Source organism: Thermococcus gorgonarius (assembly GCF_002214385.1).
GTDB lineage: Archaea > Methanobacteriota_B > Thermococci > Thermococcales > Thermococcaceae > Thermococcus > Thermococcus gorgonarius.
In genome coordinates this window covers 556,346-571,125 of sequence record NZ_CP014855.1, presented here as the reverse complement: position 1 = coordinate 571,125, position 14,780 = coordinate 556,346, and the positions used below count along the sequence as shown (strand labels likewise).

General features: G+C 52.1%; 15 protein-coding genes. 8 read left to right on the top strand and 7 right to left on the bottom strand.

What is annotated here, in order from left to right; all coding sequences use genetic code 11:
• Positions 1–32: 32 nt before the first annotated feature.
• Both A3K92_RS03220 and A3K92_RS03215 read left to right on the top strand, forming a co-directional pair.
• Positions 33–605 (top strand): metallophosphoesterase, encoded by a 573-nt coding sequence (locus A3K92_RS03220; RefSeq protein ID WP_088884893.1) that lies wholly within the window; start codon positions 33–35, stop codon positions 603–605.
• Positions 605–1,579, top strand: coding sequence for a hypothetical protein (locus A3K92_RS03215; RefSeq protein WP_088884892.1), 975 nt, complete (start codon positions 605–607; stop codon positions 1,577–1,579). The genes A3K92_RS03220 and A3K92_RS03215 overlap by 1 nt, the downstream gene beginning before the upstream one ends.
• Position 1,580: 1 nt before the next feature.
• Here A3K92_RS03215 and A3K92_RS03210 read toward each other — a convergent pair whose 3' ends face one another.
• From A3K92_RS03210 to tiaS, 3 genes are read right to left on the bottom strand one after another with little or no spacing between them, the layout of a single operon-like run.
• Positions 1,581–2,510, bottom strand: coding sequence for an NOL1/NOP2/sun family putative RNA methylase (locus A3K92_RS03210; protein ID WP_088886026.1), 930 nt, complete (start codon positions 2,508–2,510; stop codon positions 1,581–1,583).
• Positions 2,511–2,561: 51 nt separating this feature from the next.
• A complete protein-coding gene (gene corA, locus A3K92_RS03205; protein WP_088884891.1) occupies positions 2,562–3,545 on the bottom strand; it encodes a magnesium/cobalt transporter CorA in 984 nt (327 codons plus the stop codon).
• 24 nt (positions 3,546–3,569) lie between these two features.
• A complete protein-coding gene (tiaS, locus tag A3K92_RS03200; RefSeq protein ID WP_088884890.1) occupies positions 3,570–4,865 on the bottom strand; it encodes a tRNA(Ile2) 2-agmatinylcytidine synthetase TiaS in 1,296 nt (431 codons plus the stop codon).
• Positions 4,866–4,949: 84 nt separating this feature from the next.
• On the opposite strand from tiaS, the gene A3K92_RS03195 reads away from it, so the two are divergent.
• From A3K92_RS03195 to A3K92_RS03185, 3 genes are all read left to right on the top strand, one after another.
• Positions 4,950–6,722: a ribosome biogenesis/translation initiation ATPase RLI gene (locus A3K92_RS03195; RefSeq protein ID WP_088884889.1), complete on the top strand. Its 1,773-nt coding sequence runs from the start codon at positions 4,950–4,952 to the stop codon at positions 6,720–6,722.
• Between the two features lie 80 nt (positions 6,723–6,802).
• Positions 6,803–7,339: a ferritin family protein gene (locus A3K92_RS03190; protein ID WP_157722418.1), complete on the top strand. Its 537-nt coding sequence runs from the start codon at positions 6,803–6,805 to the stop codon at positions 7,337–7,339.
• Positions 7,340–7,349: 10 nt separating this feature from the next.
• The gene (locus A3K92_RS03185) at positions 7,350–8,339 is read left to right on the top strand and encodes an AIR synthase family protein (RefSeq protein ID WP_088884887.1); all 990 of its coding nucleotides are present in this window, start codon (positions 7,350–7,352) and stop codon (positions 8,337–8,339) included.
• Here A3K92_RS03185 and A3K92_RS03180 read toward each other — a convergent pair.
• Both A3K92_RS03180 and A3K92_RS03175 read right to left on the bottom strand, forming a co-directional pair.
• Positions 8,329–8,730, bottom strand: coding sequence for a M67 family metallopeptidase (locus tag A3K92_RS03180; protein WP_088884886.1), 402 nt, complete (start codon positions 8,728–8,730; stop codon positions 8,329–8,331). The two genes, A3K92_RS03185 and A3K92_RS03180, sit on opposite strands and share 11 nt — an antisense overlap.
• A complete protein-coding gene (locus tag A3K92_RS03175; protein ID WP_232460931.1) occupies positions 8,727–9,575 on the bottom strand; it encodes a type I restriction enzyme HsdR N-terminal domain-containing protein in 849 nt (282 codons plus the stop codon). The genes A3K92_RS03180 and A3K92_RS03175 overlap by 4 nt, the downstream gene beginning before the upstream one ends.
• A gap of 186 nt (positions 9,576–9,761) precedes the next feature.
• Here A3K92_RS03175 and A3K92_RS03170 point away from each other — a divergent pair, with 186 nt between their 5' ends.
• From A3K92_RS03170 to A3K92_RS03160, 3 genes are read left to right on the top strand one after another with little or no spacing between them, the layout of a single operon-like run.
• Positions 9,762–10,559 (top strand): class II glutamine amidotransferase domain-containing protein, encoded by a 798-nt coding sequence (locus A3K92_RS03170; protein ID WP_088884884.1) that lies wholly within the window; start codon positions 9,762–9,764, stop codon positions 10,557–10,559.
• A 41-nt stretch (positions 10,560–10,600) separates the two neighbouring features.
• Positions 10,601–11,011 (top strand): CBS domain-containing protein, encoded by a 411-nt coding sequence (locus A3K92_RS03165; protein WP_088884883.1) that lies wholly within the window; start codon positions 10,601–10,603, stop codon positions 11,009–11,011.
• 5 nt (positions 11,012–11,016) lie between these two features.
• Positions 11,017–12,516 carry a metallophosphoesterase family protein gene (locus tag A3K92_RS03160; RefSeq protein WP_198361964.1) on the top strand — a complete coding sequence of 500 codons (1,500 nt, stop codon included), beginning with the start codon at positions 11,017–11,019 and terminating at the stop codon, positions 12,514–12,516.
• On the opposite strand, the gene A3K92_RS03155 is transcribed toward A3K92_RS03160, so the two are convergent.
• Positions 12,513–13,385 (bottom strand): 2-phosphoglycerate kinase, encoded by an 873-nt coding sequence (locus A3K92_RS03155; RefSeq protein WP_088884882.1) that lies wholly within the window; start codon positions 13,383–13,385, stop codon positions 12,513–12,515. The two genes, A3K92_RS03160 and A3K92_RS03155, sit on opposite strands and share 4 nt — an antisense overlap.
• On the bottom strand, positions 13,382–14,680 hold the full coding sequence (locus A3K92_RS03150) for a 2,3-diphosphoglycerate synthetase (RefSeq protein ID WP_088884881.1): 1,299 nt from the start codon (positions 14,678–14,680) through the stop codon (positions 13,382–13,384). The genes A3K92_RS03155 and A3K92_RS03150 overlap by 4 nt, the downstream gene beginning before the upstream one ends.
• Positions 14,681–14,780 lie beyond the last annotated feature (100 nt).

Below are 14,780 nucleotides of genomic sequence, written 5' to 3'. Positions count from 1 at the left end.
CGTCCAACATAACATACCAAGGTGCTTCCGTAATGCTGGGGTTCATGCGAAGGAGAAAGCTCAGAAAACTACGCTCTTCCTCAGAGGAGACGCTCATCATGCACATAGGTGATACGCCGGAGAGCGTTTACTCCTTTCTAGGGAAGTTGATTGACGAGTTCAGGCCGGAGGTAATTGTCCATACGGGCGATCTGGTGGACAACGTCAAGCTAGAGAGGAAGCCCGAACTCCTCCCCCTTTACCGAGCTGGACTAAGAAAGCTGGCGAGAATCCTGAAAAACTCCGGTGCTAAGCTTTACATCGTCCCGGGCAACGAAGATGACCCGGAAATGGTTAGGGAGTTCTTTGGAGACGCCGTCGTTGAGCCGGGCACTGTTGTGGAGATAGAAGGAGTGAGGCTGGCCCTCGGGCACAGCTGGGAGGATGTTGCCGGCGTTGAGGCGGACTTCAAGCTCTACGGCCATAACTTTAAGGTCGTTCCAAAGGGGCTAAACGCGGTCCTCGGCGTTAACTTCCTCTTCCTCCCCAGCGGAAGGATTGTGAGGATTGACTACCCCGTTGGAACCGATATGGATAGAGGTTACAAGCTCTGGAGGGGTTTGTGATGAGGTTTATGCGCTTCGGGCCGTCCATAATCTTCCTCAGGACTGCCCATCCGGAAGCTGTTAAGAAGGCGATAGGGGAGATATTCTCCGTCAGGGAGATGCCGACGGAAGAGGCGATAAGGGAGAGCAGTGAGTTCGAGACGGTTCTATTCGTCACCGACGAGTGGATAAAGAAGACCCTCCCGCCCAAGACGGGGTTCCTGATAAAGCACGGAGCAGCATACGTCATAAGCACCGTGATAAACCAAAACCTCCCCGTGGAGAAGGTTCACGTGGAGAGCACGCTCATATTCCTCCGCGTTCCAGAGAAGGTTGAGGAAGCCCTAGGGTTCATAGCCGAAAAGTACGGTGGAGAAGTCATGTCCCTCAAAGATGCCCTCGATGAGGGCGAAGCCGGCGATACAGTCATTGGAGTCACAAAGAAAAGGCTCAGCTGCCCTATTGGGCCCGAAGAAATCGAGGGTGCCGTGCTGATACGGAGGGGCTTCCTCCATGTCTACCGCGAACTCAGCATCGACGCGCCTTTGCTTCTCTTCAAGCTCCTTCCCGAGTGGAACGAACTGACGATAAAAATCTACGACACGGAAAAGCGCTACGAGGAGAACATCGCGAGGCTCATGATGGTTATCGAGGATTTAGACCTCGGCTTCGTAGTCGGGGAGGGCTGGGACTGGGATTATCCGAGGCCCTTCATGCGCGTTCCAGTTTACAAACTCAAGCTCCTGACGTGGGAGAAGCCCGAGCGCGTCAAGTTTCTCCTCAAGGGCATCGAGTACTCCGGCTACAAGCGTTTGTGCGACATAGATGTATTCGTCGAGGGCAAGAAGATACACTGGACGTCGCTCGGAAAGTACGACTCGAAGTTCGAGCTGGCGAAGGCCGCCAGGGAAGAGCTGGAGAAACACCTCAGCGAAGACGTCCTTAAAAAGCTCAGGGAAATCGAGGAAAAGCTTGTCAAGGAATCTGAGGACTGACTCAGAGCTTTTTGATTTTCGCAACGAAGAAGCCGCTCGTCCCGTGCCTGTCGGGATAGAAGCGCCTCGCCTTTGCTATCTCTTCGCTTAACTCAATTCCAAAGGGCTTGGTTAAGGCCAGCTCGCCGTAGCGGAGCGGGAGCAGTTCCACGTTGAAGTTGTCGAGAACCCACTGGATAACGAACTCGTTCTCCTCCGGCTCGAGGGAGCAGGTGGAGTAGACGAGGATTCCGCCCTTCTTAAGCACGCTCAAACCCTTCTCAAGGAGCTTCATCTGGAGGCCCTGGCAGAACTTAACGTCCTCCATCGTCCTGTTGGCCTTTCTCTCAGGGTTCTTGTGTATCGTCCCGGAGCCGGTGCAGGGTGCATCGAGAAGGATTTTGTCGAACTCAACGCCGAGCTCGTCTATGTAAAGGGAAGATCTGTGGAAAAGGACCGTGTTCGTAACGCCGAGGCGCGAAAGGTTAAGCCTCGTCTCCTTTAACCTCTCCTCGCCGACGTCGAAGGCGTAAATAATGCCCTCGTTCTCCATCAGCTGGGCGAGGTAAGAGGTTTTTCCTCCCGGCGCTACCGCCATGTCGGCAACGGTTTCACCTGGCTTGGGGTCGAGGGCAACGGGGGGATACATCGAGCTGGCCTCCTGGATGTAGAGAAGACCGCTTAAGTATTCCGGCGTTGAGGTTATCGAGAAGGGCTCGCGAGTGAGGCAGAAGCCTTCCCTGGCCCAGGGAACTCGTTTAAACTGGAAGCCCTTCTTGTTGAGGAGCTTGGTGAGCTTCGGCACCTCGATGCGGAGGGTATTAACGCGGAAGCACCTCGGTAGGGGCTTTTCCATGGCCTCGGCTATCGCCAGTGCCCTCTCTCCCCAGAGCTGGTAATATCTTTCAGCGAAGGTCTTGGAGTAGCCGAGGCTGAAGAGCTTTTCGAGCATGGTTGTGAGTTTGAGGCGGGGTTTAAAACAATATTGAACACCCAAAAGAGTTCAGATCCACCCCTTTCTCCTGAAATACACCAGCATCCCAACGGCTATGGCCAGCATTAGGAGCAGAACCGCCGGATAGCCGTAGTACCAGTTCAGCTCGGGCATGTTGTAGGGCGAAGCCTCTGGATTGAAGTTCATGCCGTAGAGTCCGGTTATGAAAGTGAGGGGTATGAAGATCGTGGAAACTACCGTGAGTATGCCCATTATCTCGTTGGTTCTCAGGGAGATCGATGAGTAATAGATATCCAAAAGGCCGTCTGCCATGTCCCTCTGGCTTTCTATCAGATCGAGAACTTCCAGAACGTGGCTGGATAGGTCTTCGAGGTAGATTTTGGCGTTCTCTCCAAACAGCGCCGATCCCTCAACGCGGATTTTCCTAAAGCTTTCAAGGAGTGGAAAAATAGCCCTCCTGAGGAAAAACGTCTGCCGTCTGATGCTCTGAATGTGCCTCAGAAGCTCCCGATCAGTCCTTTTCAAGACCATGTCCTCGAGCCTCTCAACTGAAGTGCTGATTTCCTCAATTATGGGAACGTAGTTCTCAACCGTGGCATCTAGGAGAGCACAGAACAGGTAATCCGGCCCGGAGTTTCTGAGGACGCTGCCCTCGTTTCTAATCTTCTCGCGGATCCTGTTGAATACATCCCCTGGCCTCTCCTGTATCGTCACCACGAGGTTGCCCTTGAGAAGGAACGCGGTTTTCTCCTTTTTGAGACCCCTCTCAACGCGGTAGACCTGGTGGGCCATTAGCAGAATTTGATCCTGCAGAACAATCGCTTTGGAACCCCGAAAGCGCCGAAGAACCCGGACAAAAAACCCCGAGAAACCGAGTTCTTCAAGAACCTCAAGCCCCTCCATACCGTTGACGTTGACCCAGACCACGGGATAATCAGCGTACTCTTTTATTTCCTCCGGACTTTTAAGAGTCTTCTCAACGAGCTTCAAAGGAGAGTAAGCGAAGAGCTTTATCCGGGATTTCTGGTTCAATTTAAAGCACCCAATCACAATTGTTTATTTTCCCTTATGGCTTTTACTGAGTGCTTCCAACAGCCCGTCCTCCCCTCCGGGAAGAACTAGTGGCCTGGAGAGGTGCTTTCTTGCATCGGGAGGAACCTCGTAGATCTTCCTCTCCAAATCACGTGGAATCTCGATGGGTATGAGCTTTTTGGGCATCTTGAAGCCACAGCGCTTGCATTTGAGGTAGTCGCCCTTACTCTTCATCGTTCCGCCACATCTGGGACAGTTAGGCTTTTTATACTCGATCTTGGGAACGAGTTTAACCGGGTAAAACTTCTCGAGGTTGAGCGTTAGAACGCCCTCGTGTTCCTTAACGCCCCCGGCGGCTATGATCTCATCACCGGGAAGGAGCTTTCTCACGTAGTTGCGGAACTTCTTGGTCGGCTCAAAGGCCGCTACCCTGATTTTTCCGGTCTCGTCCTCAAGCTCGAAGAAAACGTGCCTCCCGCGCTCCCAGTAGGGCGAAGCAACCCTACCGCGAACGATAGCACTGTCGTAGAGTTTGAGCTCGCCTATTTTCTTCGGGACTAAGTGGTCGTCGGTGTTCTGGTTGGTCTTATAGAGCTGGTAGAAAGCGACGGGCTCTTCGAACTCAACCATCTCAAAGACCTGAAGGACTTTAGCCCTGTCAATTCCCCTGATCCCCGCAAGAACGGGGTCCTTGCCGTGCGGCGTTATGAGGACGGTTCTCTTTTGGGGATCGACGTTGTCGTAGCTGAATGGATAAGCCCATTTGTCCGCTAAAAAAACGCTCTCCGAATTCACTCTCCTCGGCTTCCCCCAGTTTTCGGGCTCGCGGTATGCTAAAAGCTCGTAGGTGAACCTCTCAAGCGGATAGCCTATCGCCGCTAGAGAGCCTATAATCCCCCTGCCGAGCTTGAACTTGAAGTACTCGGCTCCAGCATCTTCAGCAACTCTCTCGGCCTCTTCGATGGTAACGTGCTCCCTCAAAGCTTTAAGGGAAAACTCCCTCAGCTCCTCCGGAATCTCGCCCTCGAAGAAGACGACGCCCGGGTTGGTGTTCTCGTGCTCAAAATCGGCCAGCTGGCTCACGTAGAACAGGACTGTATTCTTGATGTCGGGGATTAGCTCTTCTTCGGCTTCAAAGCTAATGGCAACTGCCCCGTTTCCCCTCGTCTTGTAGGGAATGTTGGGGTTGAGCCTTATAAGCCTCGGCAGATCGAGAGGCTCGGCTAACATGGACAGTTCCCTGTAGAGGAGGGCCCCAAGGTAGGTTGTGCACATGCCGTTGGGTGAATCGGTGTCGTCTATTCCGATGTGGATTATCATCGAAGGAAGGTTGAGGTTGAGTTTAAAAATCAACCGCCCGCAAGCCTTTAAAAGAACCCGCCTCAGCTAAGCCCGGTGGTGAGAATGGCAAGGATAGCGGTCATCGATTACGACAAGTGCAATCCCGATAAATGCGGACACTTCCTGTGCGAAAGGGTCTGTCCCGTCAATCGAATGGGTGGAGAAGCGATAATCATAGACGAAGAAAACTATAGGCCAATCATCCAAGAGGCGAGCTGTACCGGCTGTGGAATCTGCGTTCACAAGTGCCCCTTCAACGCCATAACCATCGTCAACCTGCCGGAGCAACTCGACGAGGACTGCGTCCACCGCTATGGCATTAACTCCTTCGTCCTCTACCGCCTCCCGGTTGTGAAGGAGGGCATGGTTGTTGGCGTTCTCGGACCGAACGGAACCGGTAAGACGACGGCCGTTAAGATACTCTCCGGCCAGCTCCTCCCGAACCTCTGCGGCGATAACGACTCCTGGGACAATGTGATAAGGGCCTTCCGCGGCAACGAACTTCAAAACTACTTTGAAAAGCTCAAGAACCGCGAGATAAGGCCGATCGTCAAGCCGCAGTACGTCGACCTCATCCCGAAGGCGGTGAAGGGAAAGGTGAGGGACCTGCTGAAGAAGGCCGATGAAAGCGGAAAGTTCGAGGAGGTCGTTAAGGAGCTGGAGCTTGAAAACGTCCTTGACAGAGAGATACAACAGCTCTCGGGCGGTGAGCTTCAGAGGGTTGCCATAGCGGCCGCCCTGTTAAGGGATGCCCACTTCTACTTCTTCGACGAGCCGTCGAGCTACCTCGACATAAGGCAGAGGCTCAGGATAGCGAAGACCATAAGGAAGCTCGCCGAAAGCGGAAAGAACGTCCTCACGGTTGAACACGACTTGGCCCTTCTGGATTATATGAGCGACATAATCCACGTCGTCTACGGCAAGCCGGGAGCGTACGGTATCTTCTCCCAGCCGAAGAGCACGAGGAACGGGATAAACGAGTTTCTCAGGGGCTACCTGAGGGACGAAAACGTCCGCTTCAGGCCCTTTGAGATAAGCTTCACGAAGAGAAGCGAAAGGAAGAGCGGAGAAGGCGAGATACTCGTCCAGTACCCGAGGCTCGTAAAGGACTACGGGACTTTCAGGCTTGAAGCCGAAGGAGGAGAGCTCTACGTCGGCGAGGTCGTTGGCATAGTTGGTCCGAACGGCATAGGTAAGACGACCTTCGTCAAGATGCTCGCCGGAGTTGAGAAGCCCACCGAGGGCGAAGTTGACTGGTCGCTGACCGTTTCCTACAAGCCCCAGTACATCAAGACGGACTACGAGGGAACCGTTTACGATCTCTTGAGCAAAATCGATGCTGCCAAGCTCATGAGCAACTTCTACAAGACCGAACTTCTGAACCCGCTCAGCATTCCTGACCTCTACGACAGGAAAGTCAGCGAGCTTAGCGGTGGTGAGTTGCAACGCGTTGCCATAACGGCCTGCCTGCTCAGGGATGCTGACCTGTACCTCCTCGATGAGCCCTCAGCTCACCTCGACGTCGAGCAGAGGCTTGCTGTTTCGAAGGCCATACGCTCGCTGATAGCCAAGAACGAGAAGACCGCTCTAATAGTCGAGCACGACGTCATGATGGTTGATTATCTAAGCGACAGGCTGATAGTCTTCGAGGGCGAGCCAGGAAAGCACGGAAAAGCTTTACCCCCGATGGGAATGCGCGAGGGAATGAACAGGTTCCTGGCCAGCGTTGAAATAACCTTCCGCAGGGATCCTGAGACGGGAAGGCCGAGGGCCAACAAAGAGGGAAGCGTTAAGGACAGGGAGCAGAAGGAGAGGGGTGAGTACTACTACGTCTGATGGTCTTCTTCTGCCCTTTTATTTCAAACGGAAAGGAAAACGAAATAAGGCTAAGCCCCGAAAAGTCCAAAGGTGATACGATGGCCACACCTAGATACGGGCAGGGGGAAAGGGAAACGCTCGGGGGGTCAATAGAAGAGATCGAGGGTTTGGACTACAAAGCCCTGCTGTCATACATCATCAACCAGGAGATGAAGAAAGCGGAGATGTACAACACACTTCGCCTCTTGAGCAAGGATGCCGTCTGGGATCAGAGGGTAACCAGGCTTTTCAAGGTTATGTACGAGGAAAGCGTTGGGAATGCGGAAAGGCTCCTCGAAACCTTTAGAAAGGAGTTTCCCGGGAAAAATCCCGCCGATTCTGGAGGTCACTTTCTGGAAGTCCAGCTTTCTGAAGATCGCCTTAGGGAGCTGGCCTACAGTGGGAATCTCGAGGAGATCCTCGAACATATGATTGGGGCCGAAAAGCTCACCGCTGAGATCTATCAGTATCTGATGGAAAAAAGCGAAAACGAAAAAGTAAAGGAACTTCTCCGCAGTCTTTCGGAAGTGGGGCTTGAAAGGGCAAGGAATTTGGAGGAAGTCCTCTCCTCCCTCCAGCAGGAAAAGGGTTCATGAGGGAGAAGTCATGCTTCCAGCCGGGAAAGTCCCTTCCGAGATTCTGGAAAAGCTCTTCAGGACACTGGGTTCGGAGGATGAGAGGGTTCTGGTGGGGCCGGGAATTGGAATAGACTTTGCGGCAATCTCTTTTGGGGACAAGGTTGTGGTGGCATCAACCGATCCAATAACCGGAGCAGTCGAGGATATAGGCTTTTACGCCGTTCACGTCAACGCCAACGACATAGCCGTTTCCGGAGCGAGGCCCAGATGGTTCCTGGTAACGATACTCCTGCCAGAAAACTCCGACGAAGAACTTCCGGTAAGGATTATGAGAGACATCGACAGGGAAGCTAAAAAGCTTGGCATTTCTATCGTGGGTGGGCATACCGAGGTTACCCCCGGCCTCGACAGGCCCATAGTGGTTGGAACGATGCTGGGAGAGAAAGAGGGGAACCCAATAAGGCCGAACAATGCAAAGCCGGGAGATGCAATAGTGATGACCAAGTGGGCCGGCCTGGAAGGGACTTCCATAATAGCCAGAGAGAATAGAAAGGAACTGGAGGATGTCTTTGGGCGGGACTTCGTTGAAAGGGCGGCTTCTCTTCTGGATTACATAAGTATCGTCCCCGAGGCGATAGTAGCTGCTGAATTCGGAGTTAATGCCATGCACGACCCGACGGAAGGTGGAATAGCGAACGGCCTCCACGAGATGGCGGATTCCTCAGGTTTGGGGATAAGGGTTTACCCAGAAAAGATCCCCATCAGAAAAGAGACAATGGCGATATGCAAGTTCTACGACTTAAATCCTCTGGCTTTGCTTGGTTCCGGATCACTGCTGATAGCTGTAAAGAGGGACCATGCCAGGGCTCTCGTTGAGAGACTCGCCTCCAGGGGAATAAACGCGGCAGTAATAGGTGAGTTCCTGGCGGAGAAGAAGAGGGTGGCGGTGGTAAACGGCGAAGAACGGCCCTTCCCAAGGCCCAGATCGGATGAGCTGTGGAAGGTGTTCAAGAGGTGACCTCTATCTCTACCTCTCCCAGGTTCTCTCCCCTCAGAACCCATGCCCGGAAATCCCCAGAGGAAGTAACTATGAGCCAGACGTTTCGCCACAGTTCCATCCCCTTAAAATCTTTTTCGGAAGGGACAGGTGGACAGCCTAAGTGGGAATGAAAAATTCCGACGATTTCAAGGCCCATCTTTTCGGCCTCGTCCAGAACCTCAGCGATTTCAGGGGGGTCTATTTCAAACTCCACGGGAGAGTTAAGCCTGTTGGCGGTTTCACGAACCGTCTCAACTAGAACCGCCCCATCGCTATTTTTCCCCAATAAAAAGCCGCAGACTTCGATCTCGCTATTCTCAGCCAGTTTGAGAATCTTTTCGAGGTCTTTCCGCTTTATGATGAGCCTCATAGTTCCACCGAAATGTTGAGTTTTTTCTCCTCGTCAAGCTTGATCAGTATCTCATGGGCCTTCTTCTCCTCAATGGGAATCCTCTTGAGCTGTTCGTATGCCGCCATTATCTCCCTCTTCTCGTTACCGAAAGCCTTCTTGCCCATGTACAGGAGAACCGCCAGAAGAACACCCTTCATAGTTCTTTCTGGCAGGGGAAGCATTTTCCAGCCGTTGTCGTAGACGTAAGCCGCCTTCGGGCTTTCGTGTCCCTCCAGGAGATAAACCGGTACGATTCTCTTTCCCTTATTAACTTTAAGGTATTCAAAAAGGGCCTCTGGGGGATAGCCCTCTTTGAGCAGCCCCATAAAGCTCAGCTCCAGTGCCTTTAGAAGGGAGGAAATCCTCTCTATTTCAGTTATTCTGTTCTTTTCCAGGAGGGAAAGCTTGAGGGCGGCCTTCATAGGCGGTTCGTTTAGAAGATCTACCGAAACCAGTATTCTCTCCCTCAAACTGGAACCCACTTCAAAGGCCTTAACGACTATCCAAGCGGCCCCATTGGTCAGTATCCCGTACCTTACGCCCGTGGAGAAGCAGTACTTTGCCAGCTGTCTGAGGGGCTCTTCCCTCTTCAGAATGTTCACTCCAAGGTTCTTGGCCTCCAGATAGGCTATTGTCTCTCCCCCAAGGATTATAGCGTAATCGGCCCTGCCCTCGTCGGTTCTCCATTCCGGCCTGACTTCCTCGGGGTTGTCCCACTCCCAGCCAAGAGAGGTCATTATCTCCCCGATTAAGTGCTGCTTTACCGCCTCCTCATTGCTTTCGTAAAGGCTCCTGTGGGCGTTTATCTTCTTGAGAATCCTCATTATGCTGGCCGCTATGTTGCTGAGGTTCTTAACCTCCGGTGAGATTGAAACACCAACTTCCTTGGGAACGGAAGTCTTGACGTCCTCCATTGACTCACCTACCAAATAGTTACTCGGGGTAACTCCCTAAAAAGGGTTTTGGCAAAGGTTTTTGGCAGGCTTTTACTATTATCTCCGGTGAACACCATGTGCCGGGTTCTTTTTGGAGTTGGGGAAGGGAAGAGGATTCGAGCCTTATTGAAGGCATTCATCGACGCCTCGGAGAACGATCCATATAAAGAAGCCAGGGGAAAAGGCAGGGCCCACGCCGACGGCTGGGGCTACGTCCTCTTAAGGAAAGGGTCTGTAGACCATTACCGCTCCGAGAAGCCGGTTTTCGAGGACGAAGAGGGCGTTGGAAAGCTTGAGACTTCACTCGATGGCTTCGTGGTTCTTCTGGCCCATTCAAGGGCGGCCAGCCAGGGAACCAAAGGAATCTTCAACGCTCAGCCCTTTGCTTTTTCCACTAGAAGGGGCTTTTCCTTCTGGCTATACCACAACGGAGATCTAAATAAGGACGAAATCATCAAACTGGCAGAGTTCAGCGAAGACGATCTTAAACACACCTCCGATAGCTACGTTTTTGGTGCATACCTCTGCAGAAAGCTGGAGTCAGTATCCAAAGAAGACCTCTTAAAGTACTATTCAGAGATCAAAAGGACGACAAAAACCAGCTTCAACACGGGGGCGCTTTTCTTAACTCCGGACTCAATAACCGGGTTCGTCACAGCTTATTCAAAGCCCGAATACCTCCTCAGAAGAGAGAACTGGGAGTACGTAAGGCAGATCGTTTTAAGCGAAGAAAACCTCTTTGCCGTTGCATCGTCAACGCTTGAACTTTACCACAGGGCCAACTGGAGAAACGCCGTCAACGGTACTGCCTTTTACATTGAGATCGACCTCGAAGGGGAAAAATTCAGCGTTCAGGAGCTGATTCTGGGGTAGAGTTTTATACTTTCGAAGCATAAGCACAGGTGGTGATTTCCATGGATCTAAAGGCCCCTATCAAGGTCTACATGAAGAAGAAGTTGATAGGGGTTAAGCCCGAAGATACTGTAAAGAGGGCCGGCGAGATAATGGCCGAGTTTGACATAGGTTCTCTGGTCGTCGTTGACGACGAGGGGAACGTCGTTGGCTTCCTCACCAAGGGGGACATAATAAAGAGGCTCGTCATCCCGGGCCTGCCCAACACAACACCCGTGAGGGAGATAATGACCAAAGATCTCGTCACGGTTCCTTCAACGGCCACTCTGGGCGAGGTTCTGGACGTCCTTTCGAAGAAGGGCATCAAGCACGTTCTCATAGAAGAGGGTGGAAAGATAGTCGGAATCTTCTCCATAAGCGATCTCCTTGAGGCCAGCAGAAGGAAGCTTGAAACCGCCATAGCCACGGAGTGATGGCCATGATAAGGATAGCCCACATAAGTGACACCCACATAACCAACGAAGGGGCTTTTAAGAGCTACGCTTTCGACCTCATAGTGGAAGAGATCAACAGGGGAAACTTCGATTTTGTCATCCACACAGGGGACATAACCAATCAGGGCCTTCGCGAGGAGTACGAGCAAGCAGCATATCAGCTCAAGAAAATAAAAAAGCCCCTCGTCGTTCTTCCTGGAAACCACGACGTTAGAAACGTCGGCTACAAGCTCTTTGAGGAATTCATCGGTCCACTCAACGGCGTTTATGAATTCAAGGATGGAGTCGTCATATGGGTGGATTCAACGATTCCGGACTTGAGCGACGGCAGAATAGGCGGCCATAAATTCCGATGGCTTAAGGAGAAGCTCGAAGAGTACTCCGACAGAAGGTTCAAGATAGTCGCTGCTCACCACCACCTCGTCCCCCTTCCCGACACCGGAAGGGAGCGCAACGTCCTCTTCAACGCAGGCGACGTCCTCGACCTTCTCTTGAGGAACGAAGTCACCATCTACACCTGCGGCCACAAGCATGTTCCCAACGTCTATCGCGTTGAGGATTTGATTATAGACAACGCCGGCTGTACTTCCTGCAAAAAGACGAGGAGGGGCGATGTCAACAGCTACAACATAATAGAACTTCACGAAAACGGTAAGGTAAAGGTGACCATAAGGCGCGTAACAGGGGACGAAGTCAGCAAGGAGCACACTCCGGTGAAGCCAAAGATATTCGTTCCCAGCGGAAAAAGAATCCTCCGCATAGTGCAGGTGAGTGAGAGCAACGTTTCTGACAGGGTCTACTTCAGAAGAAAAACGCTGGAGAACGCCATTAGAACGATCAATGACAGATTAAAGCCCGACTTGGTTATCCACAACGGGGATATCGTCGATGCGGGAATAGAGCGCTATTACGAAAAGGCCTACGAATACTACCAAAGGATCAATGCCCAAACCGTGGTGATCCCCGGTCACAACGACATAACCTACCTGGGCTACGAGCTTTTCCAGGAGTACTTCGGCGAACCAGAGGTTCTCGAGATGGGAGACATCGTTATCATTCCCGTCCTCAGCGCCCAGTACGAGACACCCATAGGAGTAGTTGGCAGAATGGGGCAGAAAAAGCTCAAAAAACTCCTGCAGGACTACGAGGGGAAGTTCAGGATCGTGGCTCTCCATCACAACGTCATACCCATACCCAAGAGCAGGGAAGTCGGTTTTCTCGAGGATGGCGGAGACGTCCTGAAGGTTCTAACGGATGAAAAAACTGAACTCGTTCTAACGGGCCACGGCGGAAACGCCTACGGGGTCAAGATAGAGGATACGCCGATAGTAAACTCGGGCTCGATCAGCTGGGAGCTCCACAGAAACCCCTTTGGGAACAGCTTCAACCTTATAGACATATACACGGACATGGTCGTGGTCTGGGAGGTTCAGTCAACGTGGGGCAGCAAAAAGCTCCTCGGAATATGGAAGAGAAAGACCTAAACTTCCTCTTTTTCCAGCCTGCTTATTATGTCGTTGATTATTGAGGAGACCGTTCTTTCGGGCTCTATGTTTTCTATTATGGGAATCCCGTATTCCTTGGCCGTGCTCACGATGTACTCCTGAATGCGAAGTATCCTGTCGACGTTCTTTACGTACTTTTCAGCGTCCCTCTGGGAATAGCGGGCCCTCTCATAGAAGTGGGCAATCAAATGATCCCTTCCGGGGACGGTTATTATGTACATGAACTCGTTTTCTCTGGGCATTACAAAGCCGGGAACCACGTGGATGCCCTCTATTATGGCATTAAGCCCCTCTCTCCTGGACCTCTCAAGTACGGCCTTTATTCCAACAGAGACGTGCTTTACCTGGGTCTCGAAGCCGTAGATAAGTGGATCAGCGTTTTTTGGAACCTTTACAACTTTTTCGGCCATAAAAGATGATACATGGATATCCGGTAGCAGTTCCTGGGCTATAATCTTTCTCATGACTTCCCTTATAGTGTCCGTTCCTATGATGCTCCTTATTCCAAGTCTGAAAGCCAGTTCAGTTGCTATCGTTGACTTTCCGACTCCGGTGGCACCGCCGAGCAGGACGGTCAGGCGGATCTTTTTCCTCCTGAGTTCGCGCCAGAAGAGGTATCTCCTTGCTTCCTTTTTTAAACCCCTCTCAACAAGCTTCCGGTAAGTGAGCTCCCTTATCTCCTCCGTCGAAACAACTTTTTTCCCCTTAGCCTCCAGCTCCTTCTGGACTTCCGTTGCTATGGCGTAGGCTATTCCAACGTCTATACCGGAGAGCGTTATGGAGCGGGTTAAAATGCCCCTGGAGAATGGCAACTTGATCTTCTTTTCTTCATCGGTGACTATTATCATTCTCCTCGCCCCAAGACTTTTCTTCCAAGCTTTAAAACAGCTTCCCTCAGGTTCTTCCCATCCAGGTTTACTGGCTCGTTGTCCAGGTAAATCACCTCAATTTCCCTCTCCAAAGCCCATCTGGTGACCACGTCGACAGCCGCCGCCTTCAGCTCAACGGCTACGGCTTCAATGCCGGTAAAGTTCGCGAGGTCTTTTCTGAGAAGTTCCCTGTTGGAGAGGTTCCCCGAGAGGGCCACGACCTGAGCACCGAGGTCCTCAAGGTGTCTTTTTGCCTTTGGAAGTGCCGGGTATGACGTCATGACCAGACCTATTCTCTTCCCCGAAACGTTGCCAAGGGGCCTGGGCCGGAACCCGGTAAGGTGAACGTCGGCTTCGGGGTTTACGTTCTTGATAGCTTCCAAGATCGCCTCCCGCTTCTCCCCGCTTATCTCATCCGCCATCGTGACTACCACAACATCTGCAAGGGCAATTTTGAACGGGCCAAAGTAGTTTCTGAGAAAGTCCACCTTCTGCTTTCCACCCACGACGAGCACGTATGCATCCGCCTCGTAGGCCGGAAACGTGGCACCGCTTCCTTCAAGGATTACAAGATCGTGGGGAAGGGACTCCGCAAGCTTTATTCCCTCGTCCACAACATCGAAGAACGGAAAGCCCGCCATTCCGCCACCGCACCTTCTGCAGCCTATGGTCGTTACCCCCGACGTGAGGGCGTCTTCAAAATGATCAGACGCGGCGTGTTTTCCTTCTTCCGCCACTTTAAGAAGGAACTCGGGAGTTATCTCCATGGCTTCGCCGTCTATTATTTCGGGCTTTTCAGGCCCACCCCTGCCCATGGTTACTACAACGGGCCTGGATATCTCCTTAAGCGTCCTGGCTATAAAACCGCTGATAGCTGTCTTCCCCACTCTCTTCCCGGTCCCGATTACAGCGATGCTTGGCTTTTTCACTTTCTTGAGTGGTTTTGGCGTAAAGACGAAATCCGCGCCCCTGTACTTCACACCCAAAAGCATGCACAGGGAGGCCATTCTAAAGCGGTCCTCATAAGTGAGAACGGGTTCATCGCTCAGATCAACCACTTCATCAACATCGTTTTCAGTAACCGCCCGCTTTATGGCGTCCAGATAGTTAGAGGAGGTATAAATAGGAACTCCGATTCTTTTTTCAAGCGAACTTAGACTTCCTATCTTCTCGCTGCCGCCAAGGAAGACAGCGCAACAAACATTTCCCAGCTTTTCAATAGCCCACCTCGTAACGTCCGGGTAATGCTCACCATCTATCAGGACGAGCTTCATCTCAATCCCCCGGGAAACTTGTTCAAGAGTGTTTAAACCTTTTCTGCCCCTCACCAAGGAGAACGGAACCGGTATCTTAAGAGGTGCCCCCGTATGTTAA

Bases quoted from the DNA above. Each gene is read 5' to 3' on its own strand.
- A3K92_RS03220 (WP_088884893.1), top strand. From the start codon at position 33: ATGCTGGGGTTCATGCGAAGGAGAAAGCTCAGAAAACTACGCTCTTCC.
- A3K92_RS03215 (WP_088884892.1), top strand. From the start codon at position 605: ATGAGGTTTATGCGCTTCGGGCCGTCCATAATCTTCCTCAGGACTGCC.
- A3K92_RS03210 (WP_088886026.1), bottom strand. From the start codon at position 2,510: ATGCTCGAAAAGCTCTTCAGCCTCGGCTACTCCAAGACCTTCGCTGAA.
- tiaS (WP_088884890.1), bottom strand. From the start codon at position 4,865: ATGATAATCCACATCGGAATAGACGACACCGATTCACCCAACGGCATG.
- A3K92_RS03195 (WP_088884889.1), top strand. From the start codon at position 4,950: ATGGCAAGGATAGCGGTCATCGATTACGACAAGTGCAATCCCGATAAA.
- A3K92_RS03190 (WP_157722418.1), top strand. From the start codon at position 6,803: ATGGCCACACCTAGATACGGGCAGGGGGAAAGGGAAACGCTCGGGGGG.
- A3K92_RS03185 (WP_088884887.1), top strand. From the start codon at position 7,350: ATGCTTCCAGCCGGGAAAGTCCCTTCCGAGATTCTGGAAAAGCTCTTC.
- A3K92_RS03180 (WP_088884886.1), bottom strand. From the start codon at position 8,730: ATGAGGCTCATCATAAAGCGGAAAGACCTCGAAAAGATTCTCAAACTG.
- A3K92_RS03175 (WP_232460931.1), bottom strand. From the start codon at position 9,575: ATGAGGATTCTCAAGAAGATAAACGCCCACAGGAGCCTTTACGAAAGC.
- A3K92_RS03170 (WP_088884884.1), top strand. From the start codon at position 9,762: ATGTGCCGGGTTCTTTTTGGAGTTGGGGAAGGGAAGAGGATTCGAGCC.
- A3K92_RS03165 (WP_088884883.1), top strand. From the start codon at position 10,601: ATGGATCTAAAGGCCCCTATCAAGGTCTACATGAAGAAGAAGTTGATA.
- A3K92_RS03160 (WP_198361964.1), top strand. From the start codon at position 11,017: ATGATAAGGATAGCCCACATAAGTGACACCCACATAACCAACGAAGGG.
- A3K92_RS03155 (WP_088884882.1), bottom strand. From the start codon at position 13,385: ATGATAATAGTCACCGATGAAGAAAAGAAGATCAAGTTGCCATTCTCC.
- A3K92_RS03150 (WP_088884881.1), bottom strand. From the start codon at position 14,680: ATGAAGCTCGTCCTGATAGATGGTGAGCATTACCCGGACGTTACGAGG.